The organism is Candidatus Limnocylindria bacterium, from assembly GCA_036523395.1.
In the GTDB taxonomy this organism is placed as follows: domain Bacteria; phylum Chloroflexota; class Limnocylindria; order P2-11E; family P2-11E; genus CF-39.
The window spans coordinates 37,379-55,560 of record DATDEH010000072.1 but is presented as its reverse complement, the minus strand read 5'-3'; the positions used below and the strand labels follow the sequence as shown (position 1 = coordinate 55,560).

The following is an 18,182-nucleotide window of genomic DNA, read 5'->3' as shown; positions in this document are numbered from 1 at the left end:
GTCACGTGCGGAGGTCATCCGTGGTCCGCCCGACAGCGACCGGCCTCGCGACCGCCTTCTACCGCCTCTACCTCCTCGAGGCGCTCGCGTCGACGACCGCGCGACCGGCGACGCTGCTGGCGTCGATCTCCGCGGAGCGCCTTCCGCTTGCAAGTGGAGCCTTCGGCCGCGCGCTCCAGTCCCTGCTCGAAGGCGGCCATCTCGTTCCGGCGCCGGAGGCAGCGGTCGCCCTCACGCGGCTCGGGGCGGCGGAGCGGGTCGCAGAGCGCGAACGCTGGCGCGCGGTGATCCCAACGGTGCTCCGTCTCATTGCCGAACCCGAGCCCGGACCGCGACCCGCACCCGTGATCGCCGAGGCTCCGCCGGTCGCCTATCGCACCGCCGCGGTCGCGGAGTCGTATCTCGACCGCGTCCTCGTCGGCGCGCTACGTGAGTGCGTTGCCCAGGCCCGCGACGGTGGGCGCGCCTTCGCGCTCGTGTTGGGCGTCGCCGACGTCGATACATCGTCGGAGGCGACGCGCAGGGCGATCATCCATCGCTGCATCCGCGCGACTCTCGGCGGCGCATCGACGCTCTTCGGTGGAGATGCGAGCGCCTTCCGCTACGGCGATTCGGGCGTCGCGCTCATCGCGCCGATCATCGGAGACGAACGGCGCGCGGCACGGATCGCGACGCTGCTCCGCACACGACTCGACGAGCTGCTTCGCACGATGACGGTCAACGTCCGTGCGTTCGCCGGGGCACGCTGGCAGGTCCGGGTCGGCGACGCGACGTGGAGCGCGGACCTTGTCACCAGCGGCGCGGTGCTGCGCATCGCTCAAGACGCACTTGCGCGGGATGAAGCGGAGCGGCGGCCTGCGGCCTAGTCGTCCTCGGACTGCGCGCGACGTAGTGCGGTGTCAAGACGAACGATGAACTCCTGTGGCGCCGCGGGCTTTGCCAGCCAGTCGTCCGACGCTCCCACGAGTGCGCCGAGCTGCGCGAACTCCTGGTGCCGGCCGGCCATGAAGACAAAGGGGATCGCACCGACGGTATCGCGGAGCTGCCGGAGTGCTGGGTTGTCTTCAGGCTGAAGCTCGATGAGGATCGCGTCCGGCCTGAAGCCGGCTGCCGCTTCGGCGGCGACCCAGGGATCCGTCGCGAGACAGCAGGTATGTCCTGCATGCTCGAGGACGCGCTGCAGCGATCGGCCCAGCTGTGGATCGTCGTCGACGATGAGGATGCGACTCATGCGGCCGCCATGACGAGGCCGACGCGGTCGATGAGCTGTTGCTTCGAGAACGGTTTGGCGAGGAATGACCCGCTGTTCACCAGCTCGCCCGCCATCGGATCGCCCGAGACGAAGAGGAACTTGGCGCTGGGCTGTGTTTCGCGAAGGCGACTCGCGAGCTCCGTCCCGCGCTGGTCGGTGAGGTAGATGTCCGTCACGACCAGGTCGATCGAGCCGCGTTGCTCTGAGCAGATCCGCATCGCCTCGCTGGCGGTCGCGGCATGCAGAACGTTGAACCCCTGGCTGGACAACATGCGGTGGGTGGCCACACGAAGGGTGTGCTCGTCGTCGACGATGAGCACGGTGCTCCCGTTCGCGTCGCGGATCGGCGTCGTGAGAGCGCGCTCGGCCGGCACCACGGTGACCACGCTCGGCGCCGGCACGTATCGCTGCAGCCACGGCAGCACGGCGTCAGCGGGCATCGGCCTGGCGATGAAGTAACCCTGCGCGCGGTCGCAACCGAGCAGCTTGAGACGCTCGAGGGTCGCTTCGTCTTCGACGCCCTCGGCGACCGCGTCGAGCCCGAGCGCGTGACTTAGGTCGATGGCGGTACGGACGATCGACGAGGTTTGCGGGTCGCGCACCAGACGACTGATGAACGACCGGTCGATCTTGACCTCGTCCAGCGGCAGCTGATTCAGATAGCTGAGCGAGGAGTAACCGGTCCCGAAGTCATCGACAGCAACGCGGACGCCCAGCTTCTTGATGGCCGCGAGCGTCAGCGACGCCTGGACCGTGTCGGTCATGACATCTGTTTCGGTGACCTCGATCGTGAGCTGCGATGCGGACACGCCATGATCCGCGACAGCCTGCGCGATCACGGTCTCGAGGTGCGAGGACGCGCCAAACGCCTTGGCGCCGACGTTGATGCTGATGCCGAGCGGGTGCCCGACCAGGGCCCAGGCCGCGCTCTGGCGCATCGCCTCGCCGACCACCCAGTCGGTCAGCGGCACGATGAGACCCGTCCGCTCCGCGAGTGGGATGAACTCCGCCGGTGGCACGAGCTCGCCGTTCCGCTGCCAGCGCATGAGAGCTTCGACGCCAAGGACCTCGCGGCTTATCAGGTCGAGCAACGGCTGGTAGTGCAGACGCAGCTCGCCACGCTCGAGCGCTCGTCTCAGCTCACCGAGCATTCGCAGTCGGCCAGCAGTGTCACGTGAGTGGGTCTCAGATGCCGCGGCCCATCCGCCCGCGAGATGGCGGATCGAGCGCTTCGCCGAGGCGGCCGCGCTCCGGAGCATCGCACTCGTGTCGCCGTGCTCGGGCGAACGCGCGATACCAACGAGTCCTTCGACGGTCAACAGGCTTCCTCCGATGAGGAAGGGCGCGCGGAAAGTATCGAGGACGCGTGCGGCAAAGGCATCGTCGGTGCCAGCAGATTGCACGAGCACGCCGAACTCGTCGGTTCCAAGGCGAGCCACGACCTCGTCCTCTTTGAAGGTCGCCGCAAGACGTCGAGCGATCTCTCGGACGACCTGATCACCGACATCGTGACCAAAGCTCTCGTTCAGCATGCGGAGTCCGACCACGTCGATGACCGCGACGTGAGCGCGCGCGCCCGCACCAAGCACTCGCGCGACCCGTTCGTCGAACACGTCGCGACGAGGCAGATCGGTCAGGCGGTCGAACATCGTGAGCCGCTCGACGCGCGCCTTGTCCGCCCGGATGCGCGCGATCAGCATTCCGATCGCGAGGAAGAATCCCGCGGCAAGCGCTGACTGGCGTATCGCGAGCCCGAGACTCTCGCCATCCGAAACGTAAAGGAGCGTACTGAGGACCATGACGACAGCGGCGGCCAACAGCGCGGCGCGCTTCCCCCGCAGCCAGGCCGCGATCAAGATCGAGGAAGCGGGGATGATCCCGATGGCGGGGCCGAGGAGCCCGAACGCCAGGGGGACGACGAGGGCATACACCGAGACAACAGGGGCAAGGGCCTGGATCAGGGGGTGGGTCCTACGTTCGGTCACATGAGGAAACCTATCGGCCAACGCTGATCTGGAGAAGCGCTGTACGAAGGGGCGTCCGACCCCTGCGCCTGTAGTGGTACCTAGGCGTCCAGCAGGCCCAGCTCTGTCGCGCGAACGACGGCCTCGAGCCGAGAGTGCGCGCCGACCTTCTCGAGGATGTTCTGGATGTAGCCGCGCGCGGTGTTCACGCTGATCTTGAGCTCACCCGCGATGCGCTCGGCATCGACCGCGGCGGCGATCAGGACGAGGACCTCGCGCTCGCGACGGGTGAGCTGCGGCAGATTGCGTTGGCGCTCGTCTCGCTGGCGCGTTCGCTCTCGTCCGAGGCGCAGGAGCGACGACAGCTCGTCCGGCGGAAGCAGGATCTCACCGGCGGCGGCGCGCCGGATGGCCTTCACGATCTCGGCCGCGGGCGTCGTCTTCAGAAGGTATCCGGACACGCCCACCTCGACCGCGGCGATGAGCTCGTCCTGGCTCATGGCGCCGCTGAGCATCACGACCGCCGTCCGCGGATGAGCCGCGAGGATCGCCGCCGCGACGGCGACGCCGGACTCGCCTGACAGGTTCTGATCCATGAGCACGACCTGGGGCGGTCGCTCGGCCGCGAGGCGCAGAGCGGCGGCGCCGTTCGTCGCCACCTCGCCGATATCGAGATCGACCTGGCGAGAGAAAAGCGCCTGGAGGCTCTCCGCGACGGCAAGGTGGTCATCGACGATTAGCACCGTGATGCGGTCGTTCACCAGCCTTCACTCTAGCCGCACCCTAACCGTCCGAAACGTCCTCCGACCATGAGCCGTACTCCACGCCGTCGCGCAGCGCGCGACCCTGCCGCTGCGCCTTGCGCCACACCGGGCAAACAAAGGTGAAGTGCGCCTGGCAGACGATCTCCGGGCGTTCCCGCGGCACGACACCGGCGCCGCGGAGCGCGAAGTACACGTGGCAAAGCGGCAGTCCGGTGATGTTCGCGAGACATCCCTCGTATGAGTCGACGAGCCGCCGACCCTCGCCCTGGATGGCGTACCCGCCGGCCTTATCGAACGGCTCACCGGTGCCGACGTAGCGTTCGATCTGGCGTAGCGAGAGGTCGCGGAGCCTGATGCGCGAACGCACCGCGAATCGCCGTCGCGCGCCACTCGCGGCGACGATGGCGACCTCGGTACGGACCTCGTGGTTGCTGCCCGAAAGGGTCGCCAGCATCGCTACCGCGTGCGAGTCGTCGGTCGGTCTTCCGAGGAGTTCGCCGCCGATCTCGACTACCGTGTCAGCCGCGATCGTCACTTCCCCGGGTCGCGCGACGGCATCGGCCTTGGCCCGCGCAGGAGAGGCGATGCCCCGTTCGTCGATGTCGGGGGCGGTCGACTCGAATGTGACCTGCAGCAGTCGTAGGAGCTGGATGCGACGCGGCGACGAGGACGCAAGACGCAGCATCGCGGCGAGAGTAGACGCCGCTGCCGGCGCCACCGGCAGCCGCCGGCCCGGTCCGGAAGCTCCAGGTTCTGATATACCTATGTATCAATGCCATCTCCAACGCCAAAACCTATGCAGCATGCGATCCGCGTGGGCGAGGCCGCCGAAGTGCTTGGCGTATCCATCGACACGATCCGCCGCTGGGAGTCTTCGGGGCGGCTCAAGGTCACCCGCACGAAAGGTGGCCAGCGGCTCGTCGCCATGTCGGAGATCCGGCGCTTACAGACGGAGCGCCGTCAGTTGAAACGCGAGCGCCCGATCGTGGCCCAATCCGCGCGAAATCGGTTCCCGGGGATCGTGACGAAGGTCGAGCGCGATCGCGTCGCTGCTGTGGTCGAGGTGCAGGCCGGTCAGTTCCGCCTCGTCAGCCTCATGACCGCGGAAGCCGCCGAGGAGCTTGCGTTCCGGCCGGGGATGCCGGTCGTGTGCGTCGTCAAGGCTACGAACGTTGTCGTTGAGATCGCGCGCGGCGCTGCCGCCACGGTCTAGCGGACGAGAGGCTTCGGGAAGATTCACGTGCACCGCCTGCCCGCGCTCGCCATCGCGATTCTGGTCGTCGCGTCTGCCTGCGGTGGTGCGAGCCCCGCGGCATCGTCGCCGGCACCGAATACCGCGTCTTCGTCGCCGATGCCAGTACCGCTCGCCGGGAGCATCACTGTGTTCGCGGGATCATCACTCACCGACGCCTTCAAGAAGGCGGCCGACCAGCTCAAGGTCAAGAACCCTGGCACCGAGTTCACGTTCAACTTCGGGTCATCGTCAACGCTCGCGACCCAGATCATCAACCTCGCGCCGGCTGACGTGTTCGCATCGGCGGACGAGGCGAACATGCAGAAGATCGTGGATGCGAAGCTCAACGATGGCGCGCCCGCGATCTTCGTCAGCAACCGCTTGCAGATCGCCGTCGCGGCCGGAAACCCCAAGGGGATCACCGGCCTGACCGATCTCGCGAAGCCCGGGCTGATCGTGGTGCTGGCCGCACCGACCGTGCCGGCCGGTAAGTACGCATTGGAATCGGTCCAGAAGGCCGGCGTCACCGTCAAGGTGGCGAGCCAGGAGATCGACGTCCGGGCGGTGCTCAACAAGGTCGCACTCGGCGAAGCGGACGCGGGCATCGTCTATGTGACCGACGTGAAGTCGGCTGGCGCTCGCGTGACCGGCGTTGACATTCCCGAACAGCGTCAGGTCATAGCCCGGTACCCGATCGCCGTGGTGAAGGAAACGAAGAATCCGCGCCTTGCGAAGGCGTATGTCGACTACCTCTTTTCGGATGAGGGACAGCGGCTGCTCGCGGAGTTCGGATTCTCAATACCGTGAGAGCCGCGCGGCCACCAATCGCGATCGCGGCACTCGCCGCGATCGGCGTGGCGTTCTTCGCCCTTCCACTCGCGGGCCTGCTGTATCGCGTGTCGTGGGAGAGCGCCGTCAGCGATCTGATGGCTCCTGAGGCGCTTCTTGCGCTCAGGCTGTCGCTGCTCGTGTCGGTCGCGGCCACCGTGCTTGGCCTGCTGCTGGGTGTTCCGCTCGCGTGGATCTACGCCCGCGTCGCGTTCCCCGGGCGAAACGTCGTCCGCGCACTCACCACACTTCCGATGGTCCTTCCGCCGGTTGTCGGCGGAGTAGCTCTTCTTGTCGCGTTCGGCCGCCGCGGGCTCGTCGGCGAATGGCTCGACGCCGGCTTCGGATTACGCATCCCGTTCACGACCGCCGCAACGGTGATGGCGGCCACGTTCGTGTCGATGCCCTTCCTGGTACTGACGGTCGAGGCGGGCATCCGCTCGATCGATCAGCGCTACGAAGAAGCCGCGCGCACGCTCGGTGCGAGCCAGTGGCGGATCTTCCGCCAGGTGACGCTGCCACTTGTCGCTCCGTCGCTCTTCGCGGGCGCAGTTCTCTGCTGGGCCCGTGCACTCGGCGAGTTCGGCGCGACGATCACATTCGCGGGAAACCTCCCTGGGGTCACGCAGACGCTTCCGCTCGCCGTGTACATCGCCATGGAGACGCGGCCGGAGGTCGCGATCGTCCTCAGTCTCGTGCTGCTGCTTGTGTCCTTGGCGGTCCTCGTCGCGCTTCGTGACCGCTACTTGCGCCTCGACTGATGCTTCGCGTCGACATCCAGCTTCGGCTCGGCACGCTGGACCTCGCGGTGGCGCTCCAGGCGGACCCCGGCGAGGTCGTTGCGGTGCTCGGCCCGAACGGCGCAGGCAAGACCACGTTCTTGCGAGCTATCGCCGGCCTGACCCCGATCGGTCGCGGCTCGGTCGTGCTCGACAACGTGGTCCTGGAGGATACCGAGACACGCACCTACGTTCCGACCGAACGCCGTCCCATCGGTGTCGTCTTCCAGAGCTACCTGTTGTTCCCGCACCTCACCGCGATCGACAACATCGCCTTCGGCCTGCGCGCGCGCGGTCGCGGCGGCGCAGCGCGAGCCATCGCGCGTGGCTGGCTCGAGCGGATGGACCTCGCCGCCTACGCCGACGCGAAACCGAGTGCGTTGTCCGGTGGTCAAGCCCAGCGCGTCGCGCTGGCTCGCGCGCTCGCGACCGATCCGCGGCTCCTCCTGCTGGACGAGCCGCTCGCCGCCCTCGATGCATCCGCGCGCGTGAACGTACGGCGCGATCTCAAACGCGACCTCGCGCACTTCGACGGCGTCCGCATCCTCGTGACCCACGATCCTCTCGAAGCGATCGCGCTCGCGGACCGGCTCGTGATCCTTGAAGACGGCCGCATCCTTCAATCGGGCACAGCCAGCGAGGTGACGCAGCGACCGCGGTCGCGCTACGTGGCGGACCTTGTCGGCGTCAACCTCATGCGCGGGCACGCCAGCGGAGGCCACATCGCGATAGAGGGTGGCGGCACGCTGACCGCGATGGACGGCGTGGACGGCGAGGTCTTCGCCGTCATCCACCCGCGCAATGTCGCGCTCTACCGATCGCAACCTGAGGGCACACCTCGCAACGTATGGTCCGGCCGGATCACCTCGCTCGACCAGCAGGGTGACCGAGTGCGGGTGACCGTCGGCGGCACGCCGCGAATGGTCGCCGAGGTGACGCCGGCCGCGGTCCAGGAGCTCCATCTCGCCGAAGGTGGCGAAGTGTGGGTCAGCCTCAAGGCAGCGGAGGTCGCGGTCTACCCGGCCTGAGTCGCTCCTAGACTCCTGACGATGCCCACCAGCCCCAGCGCGGCGCGCGCGGCGGTCTCGACGCTGAGCGTCGATGAAGCACTCGACCGCGTGCTCGCGCGGATCGAGCCGCTCGCGCCGACGGAGGTCGGCCTCCTCGACGCGCTCGGCGGCGTGCTCACCGAGGACGCGACGGCCGACCGCGATGTGCCGCCGTTCCGCAACTCGGCGATGGATGGTTACGCCGTGCGAGGAGCAGACGTCATGCGCGACGGCGTGAGCCTCCGCGTCGTCGGCGCCGTGGCCGCCGGCTCGATGCCCGAACGCGCCGTCGGGGCCGGCGAGGCCATGCGCATCATGACCGGCGCGCCTATGCCTGATGGCGCCGACACCGTGGTGCGGGTCGAGGACACCGACAACGGCGCCTCGGTCGTCACGATCGACAAGGCGACGCCGAAGGGCGTCGCGGTGCGACAGGCCGGCGAGGATCTGCGGCGCGGCGAGGTCATCCTCGCGCGCGGAACGCTGTTGCGACACGCCGAGATCGGCGTGCTCGCATCGATCGGCCGCGCGAAAGTGAACGTCGTTCGTCGTCCGAACGTGGCCGTGCTGTCCACCGGCGACGAGCTCGTGGACATCAACGAGGAGGAGCCGGGCCCGGGCAAGATCCGCGACACGAACCGCTACTCGCTCGCGGCCGCGGTCCGCGCGACCGGCTGCGCGGCGTTCGAGCTCGGGATCGCGCGCGACTCGGCCGACGACCTGCGGCATGCGCTGGGCAACGCGGCGTTCGGCGACCTCGTCGTGACGAGCGGCGGAGTCTCCGTCGGCGACCACGACCATGTGAAGCCGGTCGTCGACGCGATGGGGCAGATGGACTTCTGGTCGATCGCCCTTCGTCCCGGCCGCCCGCTCGCATTCGGCGAGCTGCGCACCAAGCGCGGCGCCGTTCCGATCTTCGGGCTGCCGGGCAATCCGGTCTCGGCGCTCCTCACGTTCGAGCTCTTCGTGCGCCCGGCCCTGTTGAAGATGTCGGGACGGACCAAGCTGCATCGCCCGCGCGTGCAGGCGCGTTTGCTCGACCGTGTCGACAAGCCGGTCGGCCTGCGCATGTTCGCGCGCGGGATCTATGACACCGCGGCCGGGACCGTCCGGTCGACCGGGCCGCAGGGCTCCGGCATCCTGCGCTCGATGTCGCTCGCGAATGCTCTCATCGATCTGCCTGAAGCGATCGCGGCCGCTGGTCCCGGCGATACCGTGAGCGTTCTGCTCACCGATCTGCCGGAGGATCACTAGCGTGCCGGCTCGCAAGTCAGCAGGCGCGACGGCGCGTAAACCCGGGCCTGCTGCGGCGCGCAAGACGCTGACGCACATCGATGAGCGCGGAGCAGCGCGGATGGTCGACGTCGGCGCGAAAGCCGTGACAGAGCGACGCGCCACCGCGCGCGGGATGCTGCTGGTCTCGAGCGAAACGCTCGCGCTCGTCCGCGACGGACGCACGCCGAAGGGTGACGTGCTCGCGAGCGCGCGGCTCGCCGGGATCATGGCGGCGAAGAAGACGTCTGAGCTGATCCCGCTCGCGCATCCCCTGCCCATCACACACGCGAGCGTGGATGTGACGATCGAAGCGACCGGCATCGCGATCGAGGCGACCGTCGCGACGACGGCGCGGACCGGTGTCGAGATGGAGGCTCTCACGGCGGTCGCGGTCGCGGGCCTCACGCTCTACGACATGCTGAAAGCGGTCGAGCGCGGAGCGCGACTGACGGATGTTCGCCTGGTCTTGAAGAGTGGCGGGCGCAGCGGGGAGTACCGCGCGCCGTGAGCTCGGTCCGCGCCGCGATCATCACGGTGAGCACCAGGGGCGCCGCGGGCCAGCGAGCCGATGAGAGCGGACCGGCGATGCGTGACGCGCTCGCTGGCGCCGGCCACCAGGTCATCCAGAGCGATCTCGTGCCCGACGACGCGGCCGGCATCGCGACCGCGATCCTCAGTGCGGTGCGCGCAGGCGCGAACGTCGTGCTCACGAGCGGCGGCACGGGGCTTTCGCCGAACGACGTCACGCCCGAAGCGACGCGGCGTGTGATCGACCGCGAGGTACCCGGTATCGCCGAGGCCCTGCGCGCCCGGTCGCTCGAGAAGACCCCGCACGGCATGCTCTCGCGCGGCGTCGCGGGCGCGGTTGGTTCGACGCTCGTCATCAACCTGCCGGGTTCGCCACGCGCGGTCCGCGAGTCGCTCGAGGTGCTGCTGCCGGTCCTCCCTCACGCGATCGAGCTGCTCGCCGGCGAGAGCGGCGAGACCGGTCACGCCCGCGGCCGCGCCTAGGTGAAGCTCGCGGTCCACCCTGAGGTCGCCGCAGCGCTTGCCGCGCGCCGGGCCGTCGTCGCCCTGGAGTCCACGGTCATCGCGCACGGCCTTCCCCGGCCGCAGAACCTGGAGGCCGCACGCGCGCTCGAGGAAGAGGTGCGCGGCCTCGGTTCTTTGCCCGCCACGATCGCGATCGCGGACGGCCAGGCGATCGTCGGCGCCGACGACGCGCTCCTGGTCCGCCTCGCGGAGGACCTCGCGGTCGCGAAGGTGTCACTGCGCGACCTCGCGCCGGTACTCGCGCGCCGCGGACTGGGAGCCACGACCGTCGCGGCGACGGTCGAGATCGCGGCCCGCGCCGGCATCGCGGTCATGGCGACCGGAGGGATCGGGGGCGTGCACCGCGGCGGCGAACGCTCCTTCGACGAGTCCGCGGACCTCGAGGCCATCGCAAAGCATCCGGTGTGCGTCGTCTGCGCGGGCGCGAAGCTCGTGCTCGACCTCGCGCTCACGCTCGAACGCCTCGAGACCCTCGGCGTTCCGATCATCGGCTACGGCACCGACGAGCTGCCGGCGTTCTACGTCCGGTCGAGCGGACTGCCGCTCGCCCATCGCGTCGACGACGCGCTCGCCGCGGCACGCGTCGCGCGCGAGCAGCTCGCGCGCGGAGCGGGGATCGTGATCGCCGTTCCGATCGCGGAGCGCGACGCGCTCGACCGGCGCGAGGCCGAGGCCGAGGTCGCGCGCGCGCTCGCCGCGGCCGAACGGCAGGGCGTTCGCGGCGCCGCTCTGACACCCTTCCTACTCGCGCAGCTCAGCGACGCGACCGGCGGGCGCAGCCTCGTGGCAAACGTGTCACTGCTGCGCGGCAACGCGCGCATCGCGGCGCAGATCGCGCTGGCGCTCTCGATCTAGCCGGGTCCCGGTCTGCTCCGGATCAGGCTCGCGATCCCTACCGCCGGGAGTCGAAACCCAGCATCTCGCGCATGCGTACATAGCCGACGACGGACTCGCGGAACAGAACGCCGACGAGCGATCCGCGCTCGACGACGGGCAGGAGCGGAAGGTCACCGCTCCCGAAGCGGTCGAGCGCCGCGACGAGCTCATCGCCCGGCGACACGGTCGCGAGCGCGGAGGCCGGAGTCATCACCACATCCACCGCTGTCGTCGCCCACTGATCCTGTTCGACCTTGCGCAGATCGGCGATCGTGACGAGGCCGACGAGCTTGTCGCTCGCGACGACCGGGATCGCCTGAAGGTTGTTCGGCAGGACGATGTCGCGGATGAGCTGTCCTATCGCCATCCCCGCCGGTGCCGAGCGGAAGTCCGTCGTCATGAGCTGAGCCACACGAACGCTGCCAACCGCCGCGGTGACTCGCTCCTGCTGCAGCGCCTGGGACGCCGCTCCGTAGAGGAAGTAGGCGATGAGACCGAGCCACAGCCCACCGGTGGCCTCGCCGTTCAGGACTCGGGAGGCGGCGTACACGACCATCAGGCCGGCGACGAGCTGGCCGCCGCGCGCGGCGATGCGCGTCGCGACGACGCGATCGCCCCGGATCCCCCAGATGATCGAGCGCAGGACCCGCCCACCGTCGAGTGGGAACCCCGGCACCAGATTGAAGAGCGCGACGGCGATGTTGATGAAGCTTAGGTAGCGCGCAACTCCCTCGACCGGCTGCAGCGACGGCAAACGGATGATGTTGTCGGTGACGAGCTGCTGCACGAGGAGCGCGAGACCGCCGATCGCGAGGCTGGTGAAGGGGCCCGCAGAGGCCATGAAGAACTCCGCTCTTGCGCTGGGTGGCTCCTTCGTGAGATTCGCTACGCCACCGAGGAGGAAGAGCGTGATCGAGGAGACCGACATCTTGAAGCGCAGCGCGACGATGGCATGCGCAAGCTCGTGCAGCAGCACCGAAGTGAAGAACAGCAGCGCCGCGATCGCCGACACGACGAACGTCTTCTCCTGCGACCACTGGGGGTACCAATCAGGGAACACCTGGTCGGCAAGCGAGAGCAGCACGAGGAAGAAGATCAGCAGCCACGAGATGTGAATGCGGATGTCGATACCGAGGATGCGCGCGACACGGAACGATCCGGGCACCAGGCGAGCATAGCCGCGATGCGATACTGGAAGCGGATGAGGACGATGTTGGACGAGCGCCAGCGACGCCACGTGGCTTGACACAGGTCGCGACCGGGCGCTTCGGCACGCTCGAGATCCATCCCGACATCGCGCGCGCGATCGATGAGCTCGGTTTCATGGCGCCCACGCCCGTACAGCAGGAGGCGATCCCGGTGCTGCGCGCCGGCCGCGACCTGTTCGCGCAGGCGCAGACCGGCACCGGCAAGACCGCGGCATTTGCGATCCCGATCATCGAGCGCATCGACCCCGATGAGAAAAGACCGCAGGCGCTCGTCGTCGTGCCGACGCGCGAGCTCGCCGTACAGGTGACACGCGAATTCGGCGCGCTGGGCAAGTACCGTCACACCCACGAAGTGGCGATCTACGGCGGGGTCCCGTATGGCCCGCAGGAGCGAGCCCTCAAACGCGGGGTCCCGATCGTCATCGGAACGCCCGGTCGGCTGCTGGATCACATCGACCGCGGCAGCCTCTCGCTCGACGGCATCCGCGTCGTAGTTCTCGACGAGGGCGACCGCCTGCTCGACATGGGCTTCGCGCCCGACGTTCGCAAGCTGCTGCGCATGTGTCCGGCAAAGCGCCAGACAGCGCTCTTCTCAGCGACGCTGTCGGGCGAGATCCGCGACCTCGCCCATCGCTTCACCAGGGACCCGGCACAGATCTCGATCGATCCGGGTCAGCGCAACCTCGTGGCCATCGAGCAGGTCTACGTCGAGGTCCTCGATCAGGACAAGCCGAAGGCGCTCGCCGAGCTCCTGCGCCGCTGGGAAACGGACCAGGTGCTCGTGTTCCGCCACACCAAGCGCGGAGTGGACAAGCTCTTCGACGATCTCAAGCGGCGCGGCCAGAAGGTCGCCGCGATCCACGGCGATCTGTCGCAGCGCGAACGCGAACGGACGCTTGACCAGTTCCGCAGCGGCGAGATCAAGGTCCTGATCGCGACCAACCTCGCGGCGCGCGGCCTGCACATCGAGGACATCTCGCACGTGATCAACTACGACCTCCCCGAGGACGCGGAGACCTTCACGCACCGCGTCGGCCGCACCGGGCGCGCCGGCGAGGCCGGGGTCGCGGTGACGTTCGTCGGCGAGTGGGACCTCGACGAGTTCGAGCGCCTCCGATCAAAGGCCGGTGTGCCGTTCCGACGCGAGGTGCTCGAGCTGTACGGCCGCTAGCGTGCGAGCCGGCTGCGTGTTCTGCGCGGTCGTGGGCGGCGCGGAGCATCTGTCGGTCTACCGCGACGACCACGTCGTCGCGTTCCTCGACCACGCGCCGGTGTTTCCCGGGCACACGCTCATCGTGCCCGCGCGCCACTACGACACGCTCGACGACATCCCCGAGAGCGAGGTGTCCCCGCTGTTCCTTCTCGCGCGCCGCCTGTCGATCGCATTCCGAGCCGCGCTCGCCGCGGACGGCTCGTTCGTCGCGGTGAACACGCGCATCAGCCAGAGCGTGCCGCACGTCCACGTGCACTGCGTGCCGCGTCGCAAGGGCGATGGCCTGTTCTCACCGGGTCGCGGCATGTGGATCCGGCGGCGATATTCGAACGGTGAGGCCGAGCAGATCGCGGCGAAGCTGCGGAGGGCGCTCGCGCTCTAGCCGACGAACGCCCGCGCCGTCTGCTCCCAGAGCTCGCTCATGAGGCGCAGCGTCTCCTGGTCGACCCGCTCGTCGTTGCCGTGGAACATCTTCGCGAACTGACCGAACGGGATCCTGTCGCTCATCAGACCGTAGCCGTATGACACGACGCCCTTGCGCCGGAAGAAGCGCGCGTCGGTCGCGCCCACGATGAGGAACGGCACGGTGGTCGAGTCCGGGATGAGCCGCCGCGTCACTTTCGTGAGCGTGTCCCAGAGCGGCGTGTCTATCGCCGACGAGCTCGCGGGGTTGCTTCCCTCATGCACGACCTCGACATCCTTCCATAGATCGCCGATCGCCTCGCGCAGCATCTTGCGAACGCCCTCGCCGTCGTCATCGGGCAGGGTCCGGATGTCGATGTCGACCTCCGCGCTGTCGGGGATGACGTTCACCTTCACGCCCGCGTGTGCGATATTGGGCGACAAGGTCGTGCGCGTCGCCGCGTACAGCATCGGCTGCGCGGCCTCGGGCACGCGCTCGAGCGCGACATCGAACGAGGCTGGGTTCGTGAGGGCCATCCGTTCGACCGTACCGAGATCGATGCCTGCGACGAACGAGCGCCAGACCTCTTGAAGATGCAGCGGCGCCTTGTACCGCGCGACGCGCGTAATGACCTCGGACGCCTTCACCAGCGCGTTGTCCGACTTGTAAGGCATCGATCCGTGGCCCGGCGTGCCCTTCACGCGCAGCCGCGTCCACTGCGAGCCCTTCTCCGCGCTCATGATCGGGAGCTTTGTGCCCTTCCCCATCGGGAAGCGCGCGCCGCCGAACTCCGTGAGCAGGTAGTCGCTCTTCACGTCGTCCCAGGCGTTCTCGGTCAGCCACTGCGCGCCGTGCGTGCCGAGCGCTTCCTCATCCGCGACCGCGGAGTAGATGAACGTCCCCTTCGGCCGGAACCCGCTCGTGAGGAGATGCCGCACCGCGACCGCCATCGATGCGGTCACGTCGAGCATGTCGACCGCACCGCGGCCCCAGACCTCTCCGTCGATGAGCTCCGCGCCGAACGGATCGTGCCGCCACCCCGACCGCGTCACCGGGACCACGTCGGTGTGCCCCATGAAGTGGAGCGTCGGCGCTTTCGGATCGCTCCCCTCGATACGCAGCACGAGGCTCCCACGACCAGGCTGCGGCTCGTACCGCTTGATCTCGACGCCGGGCGTTTGGAGGTAGCTCGCGAGCGTGTCGGCGCTTCTGATCTCGTGTCCGGACGCGGGCGTGCCGTCGTTCACGCACTCGTTCCGGATCAGGTGTTGCAGGAGGTCGGTCGTCTCCTCCACCAGGCTCGCCACGCCGAGACTCTAGTCCAGGTCGACGCCGCGCCGAGCGCAGCCGCCGCGACCGACGTCAGCCTCGCGCGATCGAGCTCTGGCGCCTCAGGCGATGCCACGCCGGTATGTCTAGGCCGGTGTCGCCTGCCGCGCCAGCTCCTTCCGCACGACCTTGGTCGCCTCGACAACGACGCGGCACTTCTCCTCGGACTCCTCGACGGTACGCGTCTTCAGTCCGCAGTCGGGATGGGGCAAGAGCCGCTCCTTCGAGACGTAACGGAGGCCCTTGCGGATGCCCTCGGCGGCCACCGCGACGGTCTCGGTCTCGTGCTGGTGCACGTCGACGATGCCGATCGCCAGCTCTTTCGTGAACGGGTTCTTGTCGAAGAGCTGCAGCCATCGGTACTCGTAGTTCGCCATCGCGAGGTCGAGTTGATCGACCGGCAGGTCGAGGACTCTCGGATAGATCGCGGCGAAGTCTCCGTAGCAGATGTGCGAGATCGTCTTTGCGTCGAGGTTCTGGGTGACCACACCCATCGCCTCGATGGCGATGTCGATCTCCTCGGGCCGCGCGTGGATGGCGGGCTCGTCGATCTGGATGTAGCGCGCGCCGGCGGCCTGGAGATCCTCCGCCTCTTGACGCACGACCTCCGCCAGCGCGAGCGCCGCCTCACGACGCGTCTTGTACGCCTCGTTGTATGACCAGTCGAGCATCGTGTACGGCCCCGTGAGCATTCCCTTCACCGGCCGATCCGTGAGGGACTGCGTGAAGCGGAACCAATCGACGGTCATCGGCTTTGGACGCGCGACCTTCGAGGCGATGATCGGCTTGTGGTAGTAGCGGTTGCCATAGGAGCGCACGAGACCGCCGATGCGGAACCCATCGAGACGCTCGGCGAAGTACGCGACCATGTCGCCGCGATACATCTCGCCGTCGACGAGGATGTCGAGGTCGAGGCGCTCTTGACGGCGGATCCACTCCTCGGTGGCCTTACGTTCGAGCTCGCTCAGCTCGGGATCGCCGAGCTTCCCGCGCGCGTTCGCGTTCCGTGCCTTCTGCAGGTAATCGGGCTTTCCGAACGAGCCAACACTCGTCGTGAGCAGCACCTGATCGCTCATGCTTTCACCCCTCCGGTCGCGTGCACAGCCGAGACCAGCGCCTTCAGTTTTTCCACCGCGACGTCGTGCGGCAGGTATTCGAGCCCCGTCGTCGGGGCGAGCCAGAGGTATTCGGCCGGGATCCGCCTGAGAGCCGCCTCGATGAGACCGACGAGCTCCCGTTCCGTCTCCACGCGCGTGTTGCGCGCGTCGACGATGCCGAGGACCACGGTCTGGCGAAGCCCGGTGAGCTTCTCGAGAACACGCGTGTCGCGGCTTCGCACGTCGATGCCGACCTGGGCGATGGGAAACGCCGCGAGCGCATCGAGAAGCGGATCGGCCGGGAAGAAGTAGGTCTGGAGCGCGAGTGGCACGCCGGCCGCCGCGAGACGCTCGATGGCCGCGCGGGCGATAGCGAAGTGCTCGGGGTGCGCGACGAGCGCCGGCTCCTCGACATCAACAAGGGTCGCGCCCGCCGCCCCCAGCCCGCGGATCTCCGCCGCGATCGCATCGGCGACGGCGAGCGTGCGCTCCTCGAGCGATTTGTAGTGGCTGTCCTCTGAGAGCGTCGCGAATGTCAGCGGGCCGCAGACCGCCGCCTTCAGCTCACCCCGAGCCTCGCGGCGCGCGAATTCGAAATCGCGCACGAGCGTCTTGCCGTCGGTCGTGATCGGTCCGGTGATGACCGGCTGCCTGAAGTAGGTGTTGTTGTCGTAGAAGCGCTCGAGCGCTCCGCGATCGCACCCGTTCCAGGCGCGCGCGAACGGAGCGAGCAGGTCGTCCCAGCGGATCTGTCCGTCATTGATCACGTCGATGCCTGCCCAGTTGAGCTCGCCGATCGCCCACCGCGTGCTCTCGTCGAGCACGGCGGAGAGTCCGTCAGCGTCGAGCTCCCCGCGGTCGTAACGGTGCAGCGCGCGGCGCAGGTCCTGGTGCTCGTCAGAGATCTTGGGATACGCGCCGATCACGGTCGTCTTCATGAGTTCGACTCCTTTACCTTCGGTCGTGGCAAGAGGCCCGCGCGCTCCGCCACCAATGGAACGGCTTCGGGCCATTCGATCGAGTACAGATGCACGCCGTGAACACCGGGGAGGGCCCGCAGCGACTTCGACATCTCGACTGCCATCGCGATGCCCTCCTGCTCCGCGTCGGGCGCTTTCTTGAGCCGATCGACGACATCCTGTCCGAGAGCGACGCCGGGCACGCGTGCGACACGCTCGGCCTGCTCGGCGGAGCGAAGCACGAGGACTCCGGCGATGACGGACGCCTGGCGCCCGCCGCCGATGCGCCGCAGCTCGGCGAGCCATTGACTGAACGTCGCGAGATCGAACACCGGCTGCGTCTGCAGGAAGTCCGCGCCCGAGTTGATCTTCTCCACGGTGCGCTCGAGATCGGCCGACATCGGCTTGGTGAACGGCGATGCCGTCGCGCCGATGAAGTACTCGGGTGCCTGCCTTATCTCGTCGCCCGAGAGGAACCTATGGTCGTCCCGCATGCCGACCGCCATCTTCACCAGGCCAACGCCGTCGAGATCCTTGACGTGCACGGCGTCCGGGTGATTCCCGTGCTTTGGGTCGTCGCCGCTCATGAACAGGAAATTCGCGAGACCGAGCGCGGCGGCACCGAGCAGGTCCGCCTGGAGGGCGATCCGGTTCCGGTCGCGTCCCGTGATCTGGACGACCGGCTCAACGCCGGCCTCGCGAACCAGCAACGCGGCCGGGATCGCGGCCATCGCCACGACGCTGCGGTTGCTGTCGGTGACATTGACCGCGTCGACGGTGCCCCTCAGGATGGCCGCCCGACGCTTCACGGCGGTCCCGGATGCGCTCTTGGGCGGGTTGAGTTCGGCGGTCACGACGAACTCGCCCTGCCGGAGGAGCGCTGCCAGGTTGCTCAAATG

20 protein-coding genes are annotated in these 18,182 nt (G+C 68.3%); 11 read left to right on the top strand and 9 right to left on the bottom strand.

The window, feature by feature from the left end; genetic code table 11:
* Window positions 1-20: 20 nt before the first annotated feature.
* On the top strand, window positions 21-866 hold the full coding sequence (locus tag VI056_09465) for a hypothetical protein (protein ID HEY6203260.1): 846 nt from the start codon (window positions 21-23) through the stop codon (window positions 864-866).
* Here VI056_09465 and VI056_09460 read toward each other — a convergent pair.
* The 4 genes from VI056_09460 to VI056_09445 form a co-directional block, all read right to left on the bottom strand.
* The gene (locus VI056_09460; protein ID HEY6203259.1) at window positions 863-1,231 is read right to left on the bottom strand and encodes a response regulator; all 369 of its coding nucleotides are present in this window, start codon (window positions 1,229-1,231) and stop codon (window positions 863-865) included. The genes VI056_09465 and VI056_09460 overlap by 4 nt on opposite strands.
* Complete coding sequence (locus VI056_09455; GenBank protein HEY6203258.1) at window positions 1,228-3,237, bottom strand: EAL domain-containing protein; 2,010 nt, start codon at window positions 3,235-3,237, stop codon at window positions 1,228-1,230. The genes VI056_09460 and VI056_09455 overlap by 4 nt, the downstream gene beginning before the upstream one ends.
* 80 nt (window positions 3,238-3,317) lie before the next feature.
* A complete protein-coding gene (locus VI056_09450; GenBank protein ID HEY6203257.1) occupies window positions 3,318-3,977 on the bottom strand; it encodes a response regulator transcription factor in 660 nt (219 codons plus the stop codon).
* Window positions 3,978-3,999: 22 nt separating this feature from the next.
* The gene (locus VI056_09445; protein ID HEY6203256.1) at window positions 4,000-4,665 is read right to left on the bottom strand and encodes a Maf family protein; all 666 of its coding nucleotides are present in this window, start codon (window positions 4,663-4,665) and stop codon (window positions 4,000-4,002) included.
* A gap of 129 nt (window positions 4,666-4,794) precedes the next feature.
* On the opposite strand from VI056_09445, the gene VI056_09440 reads away from it, so the two are divergent.
* The 8 genes from VI056_09440 to VI056_09405 all read left to right on the top strand — a co-directional run bounded on the left by VI056_09440 (window position 4,795) and on the right by VI056_09405 (window position 11,053).
* Entirely contained in the window at window positions 4,795-5,193 is a 399-nt protein-coding gene (locus tag VI056_09440) for a helix-turn-helix transcriptional regulator (GenBank protein HEY6203255.1), read from the top strand.
* Between the two features lie 27 nt (window positions 5,194-5,220).
* A complete protein-coding gene (gene modA / locus VI056_09435) occupies window positions 5,221-6,021 on the top strand; it encodes a molybdate ABC transporter substrate-binding protein (protein ID HEY6203254.1) in 801 nt (266 codons plus the stop codon).
* Complete coding sequence (locus VI056_09430; GenBank protein HEY6203253.1) at window positions 6,018-6,803, top strand: ABC transporter permease; 786 nt, start codon at window positions 6,018-6,020, stop codon at window positions 6,801-6,803. The genes modA and VI056_09430 overlap by 4 nt, the downstream gene beginning before the upstream one ends.
* Window positions 6,803-7,849 carry an ABC transporter ATP-binding protein gene (locus VI056_09425; GenBank protein ID HEY6203252.1) on the top strand — a complete coding sequence of 349 codons (1,047 nt, stop codon included), beginning with the start codon at window positions 6,803-6,805 and terminating at the stop codon, window positions 7,847-7,849. Before VI056_09430 ends, VI056_09425 begins: the two co-directional genes overlap by 1 nt.
* Window positions 7,850-7,870: 21 nt before the next feature.
* Window positions 7,871-9,124 carry a gephyrin-like molybdotransferase Glp gene (glp, locus tag VI056_09420; GenBank protein HEY6203251.1) on the top strand — a complete coding sequence of 418 codons (1,254 nt, stop codon included), beginning with the start codon at window positions 7,871-7,873 and terminating at the stop codon, window positions 9,122-9,124.
* 67 nt (window positions 9,125-9,191) lie between these two features.
* Window positions 9,192-9,653 (top strand): cyclic pyranopterin monophosphate synthase MoaC, encoded by a 462-nt coding sequence (gene moaC, locus VI056_09415; GenBank protein ID HEY6203250.1) that lies wholly within the window; start codon window positions 9,192-9,194, stop codon window positions 9,651-9,653.
* Window positions 9,650-10,156, top strand: a complete 507-nt coding sequence (locus tag VI056_09410) for a MogA/MoaB family molybdenum cofactor biosynthesis protein (protein ID HEY6203249.1) — start codon at window positions 9,650-9,652, stop codon at window positions 10,154-10,156. Before moaC ends, VI056_09410 begins: the two co-directional genes overlap by 4 nt.
* Window positions 10,157-11,053, top strand: a complete 897-nt coding sequence (locus VI056_09405) for a pseudouridine-5'-phosphate glycosidase (protein HEY6203248.1) — start codon at window positions 10,157-10,159, stop codon at window positions 11,051-11,053.
* A 37-nt stretch (window positions 11,054-11,090) separates the two neighbouring features.
* Here VI056_09405 and VI056_09400 read toward each other — a convergent pair whose 3' ends face one another.
* Entirely contained in the window at window positions 11,091-12,239 is a 1,149-nt protein-coding gene (locus VI056_09400) for a site-2 protease family protein (protein ID HEY6203247.1), read from the bottom strand.
* 77 nt (window positions 12,240-12,316) lie between these two features.
* Between VI056_09400 and VI056_09395 the strand changes: the two genes are divergently transcribed.
* The gene (locus VI056_09395) at window positions 12,317-13,453 is read left to right on the top strand and encodes a DEAD/DEAH box helicase (GenBank protein ID HEY6203246.1); all 1,137 of its coding nucleotides are present in this window, start codon (window positions 12,317-12,319) and stop codon (window positions 13,451-13,453) included.
* A gap of 16 nt (window positions 13,454-13,469) precedes the next feature.
* Window positions 13,470-13,877: an HIT family protein gene (locus VI056_09390; GenBank protein ID HEY6203245.1), complete on the top strand. Its 408-nt coding sequence runs from the start codon at window positions 13,470-13,472 to the stop codon at window positions 13,875-13,877.
* Here the strand turns inward: VI056_09390 and VI056_09385 are convergent.
* The 4 genes from VI056_09385 to VI056_09370 all read right to left on the bottom strand — a co-directional run bounded on the left by VI056_09385 (window position 13,874) and on the right by VI056_09370 (window position 18,179).
* Window positions 13,874-15,205: a M20/M25/M40 family metallo-hydrolase gene (locus VI056_09385; protein ID HEY6203244.1), complete on the bottom strand. Its 1,332-nt coding sequence runs from the start codon at window positions 15,203-15,205 to the stop codon at window positions 13,874-13,876. The genes VI056_09390 and VI056_09385 overlap by 4 nt on opposite strands.
* A gap of 108 nt (window positions 15,206-15,313) precedes the next feature.
* A complete protein-coding gene (locus tag VI056_09380; protein ID HEY6203243.1) occupies window positions 15,314-16,303 on the bottom strand; it encodes a methionine synthase in 990 nt (329 codons plus the stop codon).
* Window positions 16,300-17,262 carry a hypothetical protein gene (locus VI056_09375; GenBank protein HEY6203242.1) on the bottom strand — a complete coding sequence of 321 codons (963 nt, stop codon included), beginning with the start codon at window positions 17,260-17,262 and terminating at the stop codon, window positions 16,300-16,302. The genes VI056_09380 and VI056_09375 overlap by 4 nt, the downstream gene beginning before the upstream one ends.
* Window positions 17,259-18,179 (bottom strand): methylenetetrahydrofolate reductase, encoded by a 921-nt coding sequence (locus tag VI056_09370; GenBank protein ID HEY6203241.1) that lies wholly within the window; start codon window positions 18,177-18,179, stop codon window positions 17,259-17,261. Before VI056_09370 ends, VI056_09375 begins: the two co-directional genes overlap by 4 nt.
* Between the last annotated feature and the right edge of the window lie 3 nt (window positions 18,180-18,182).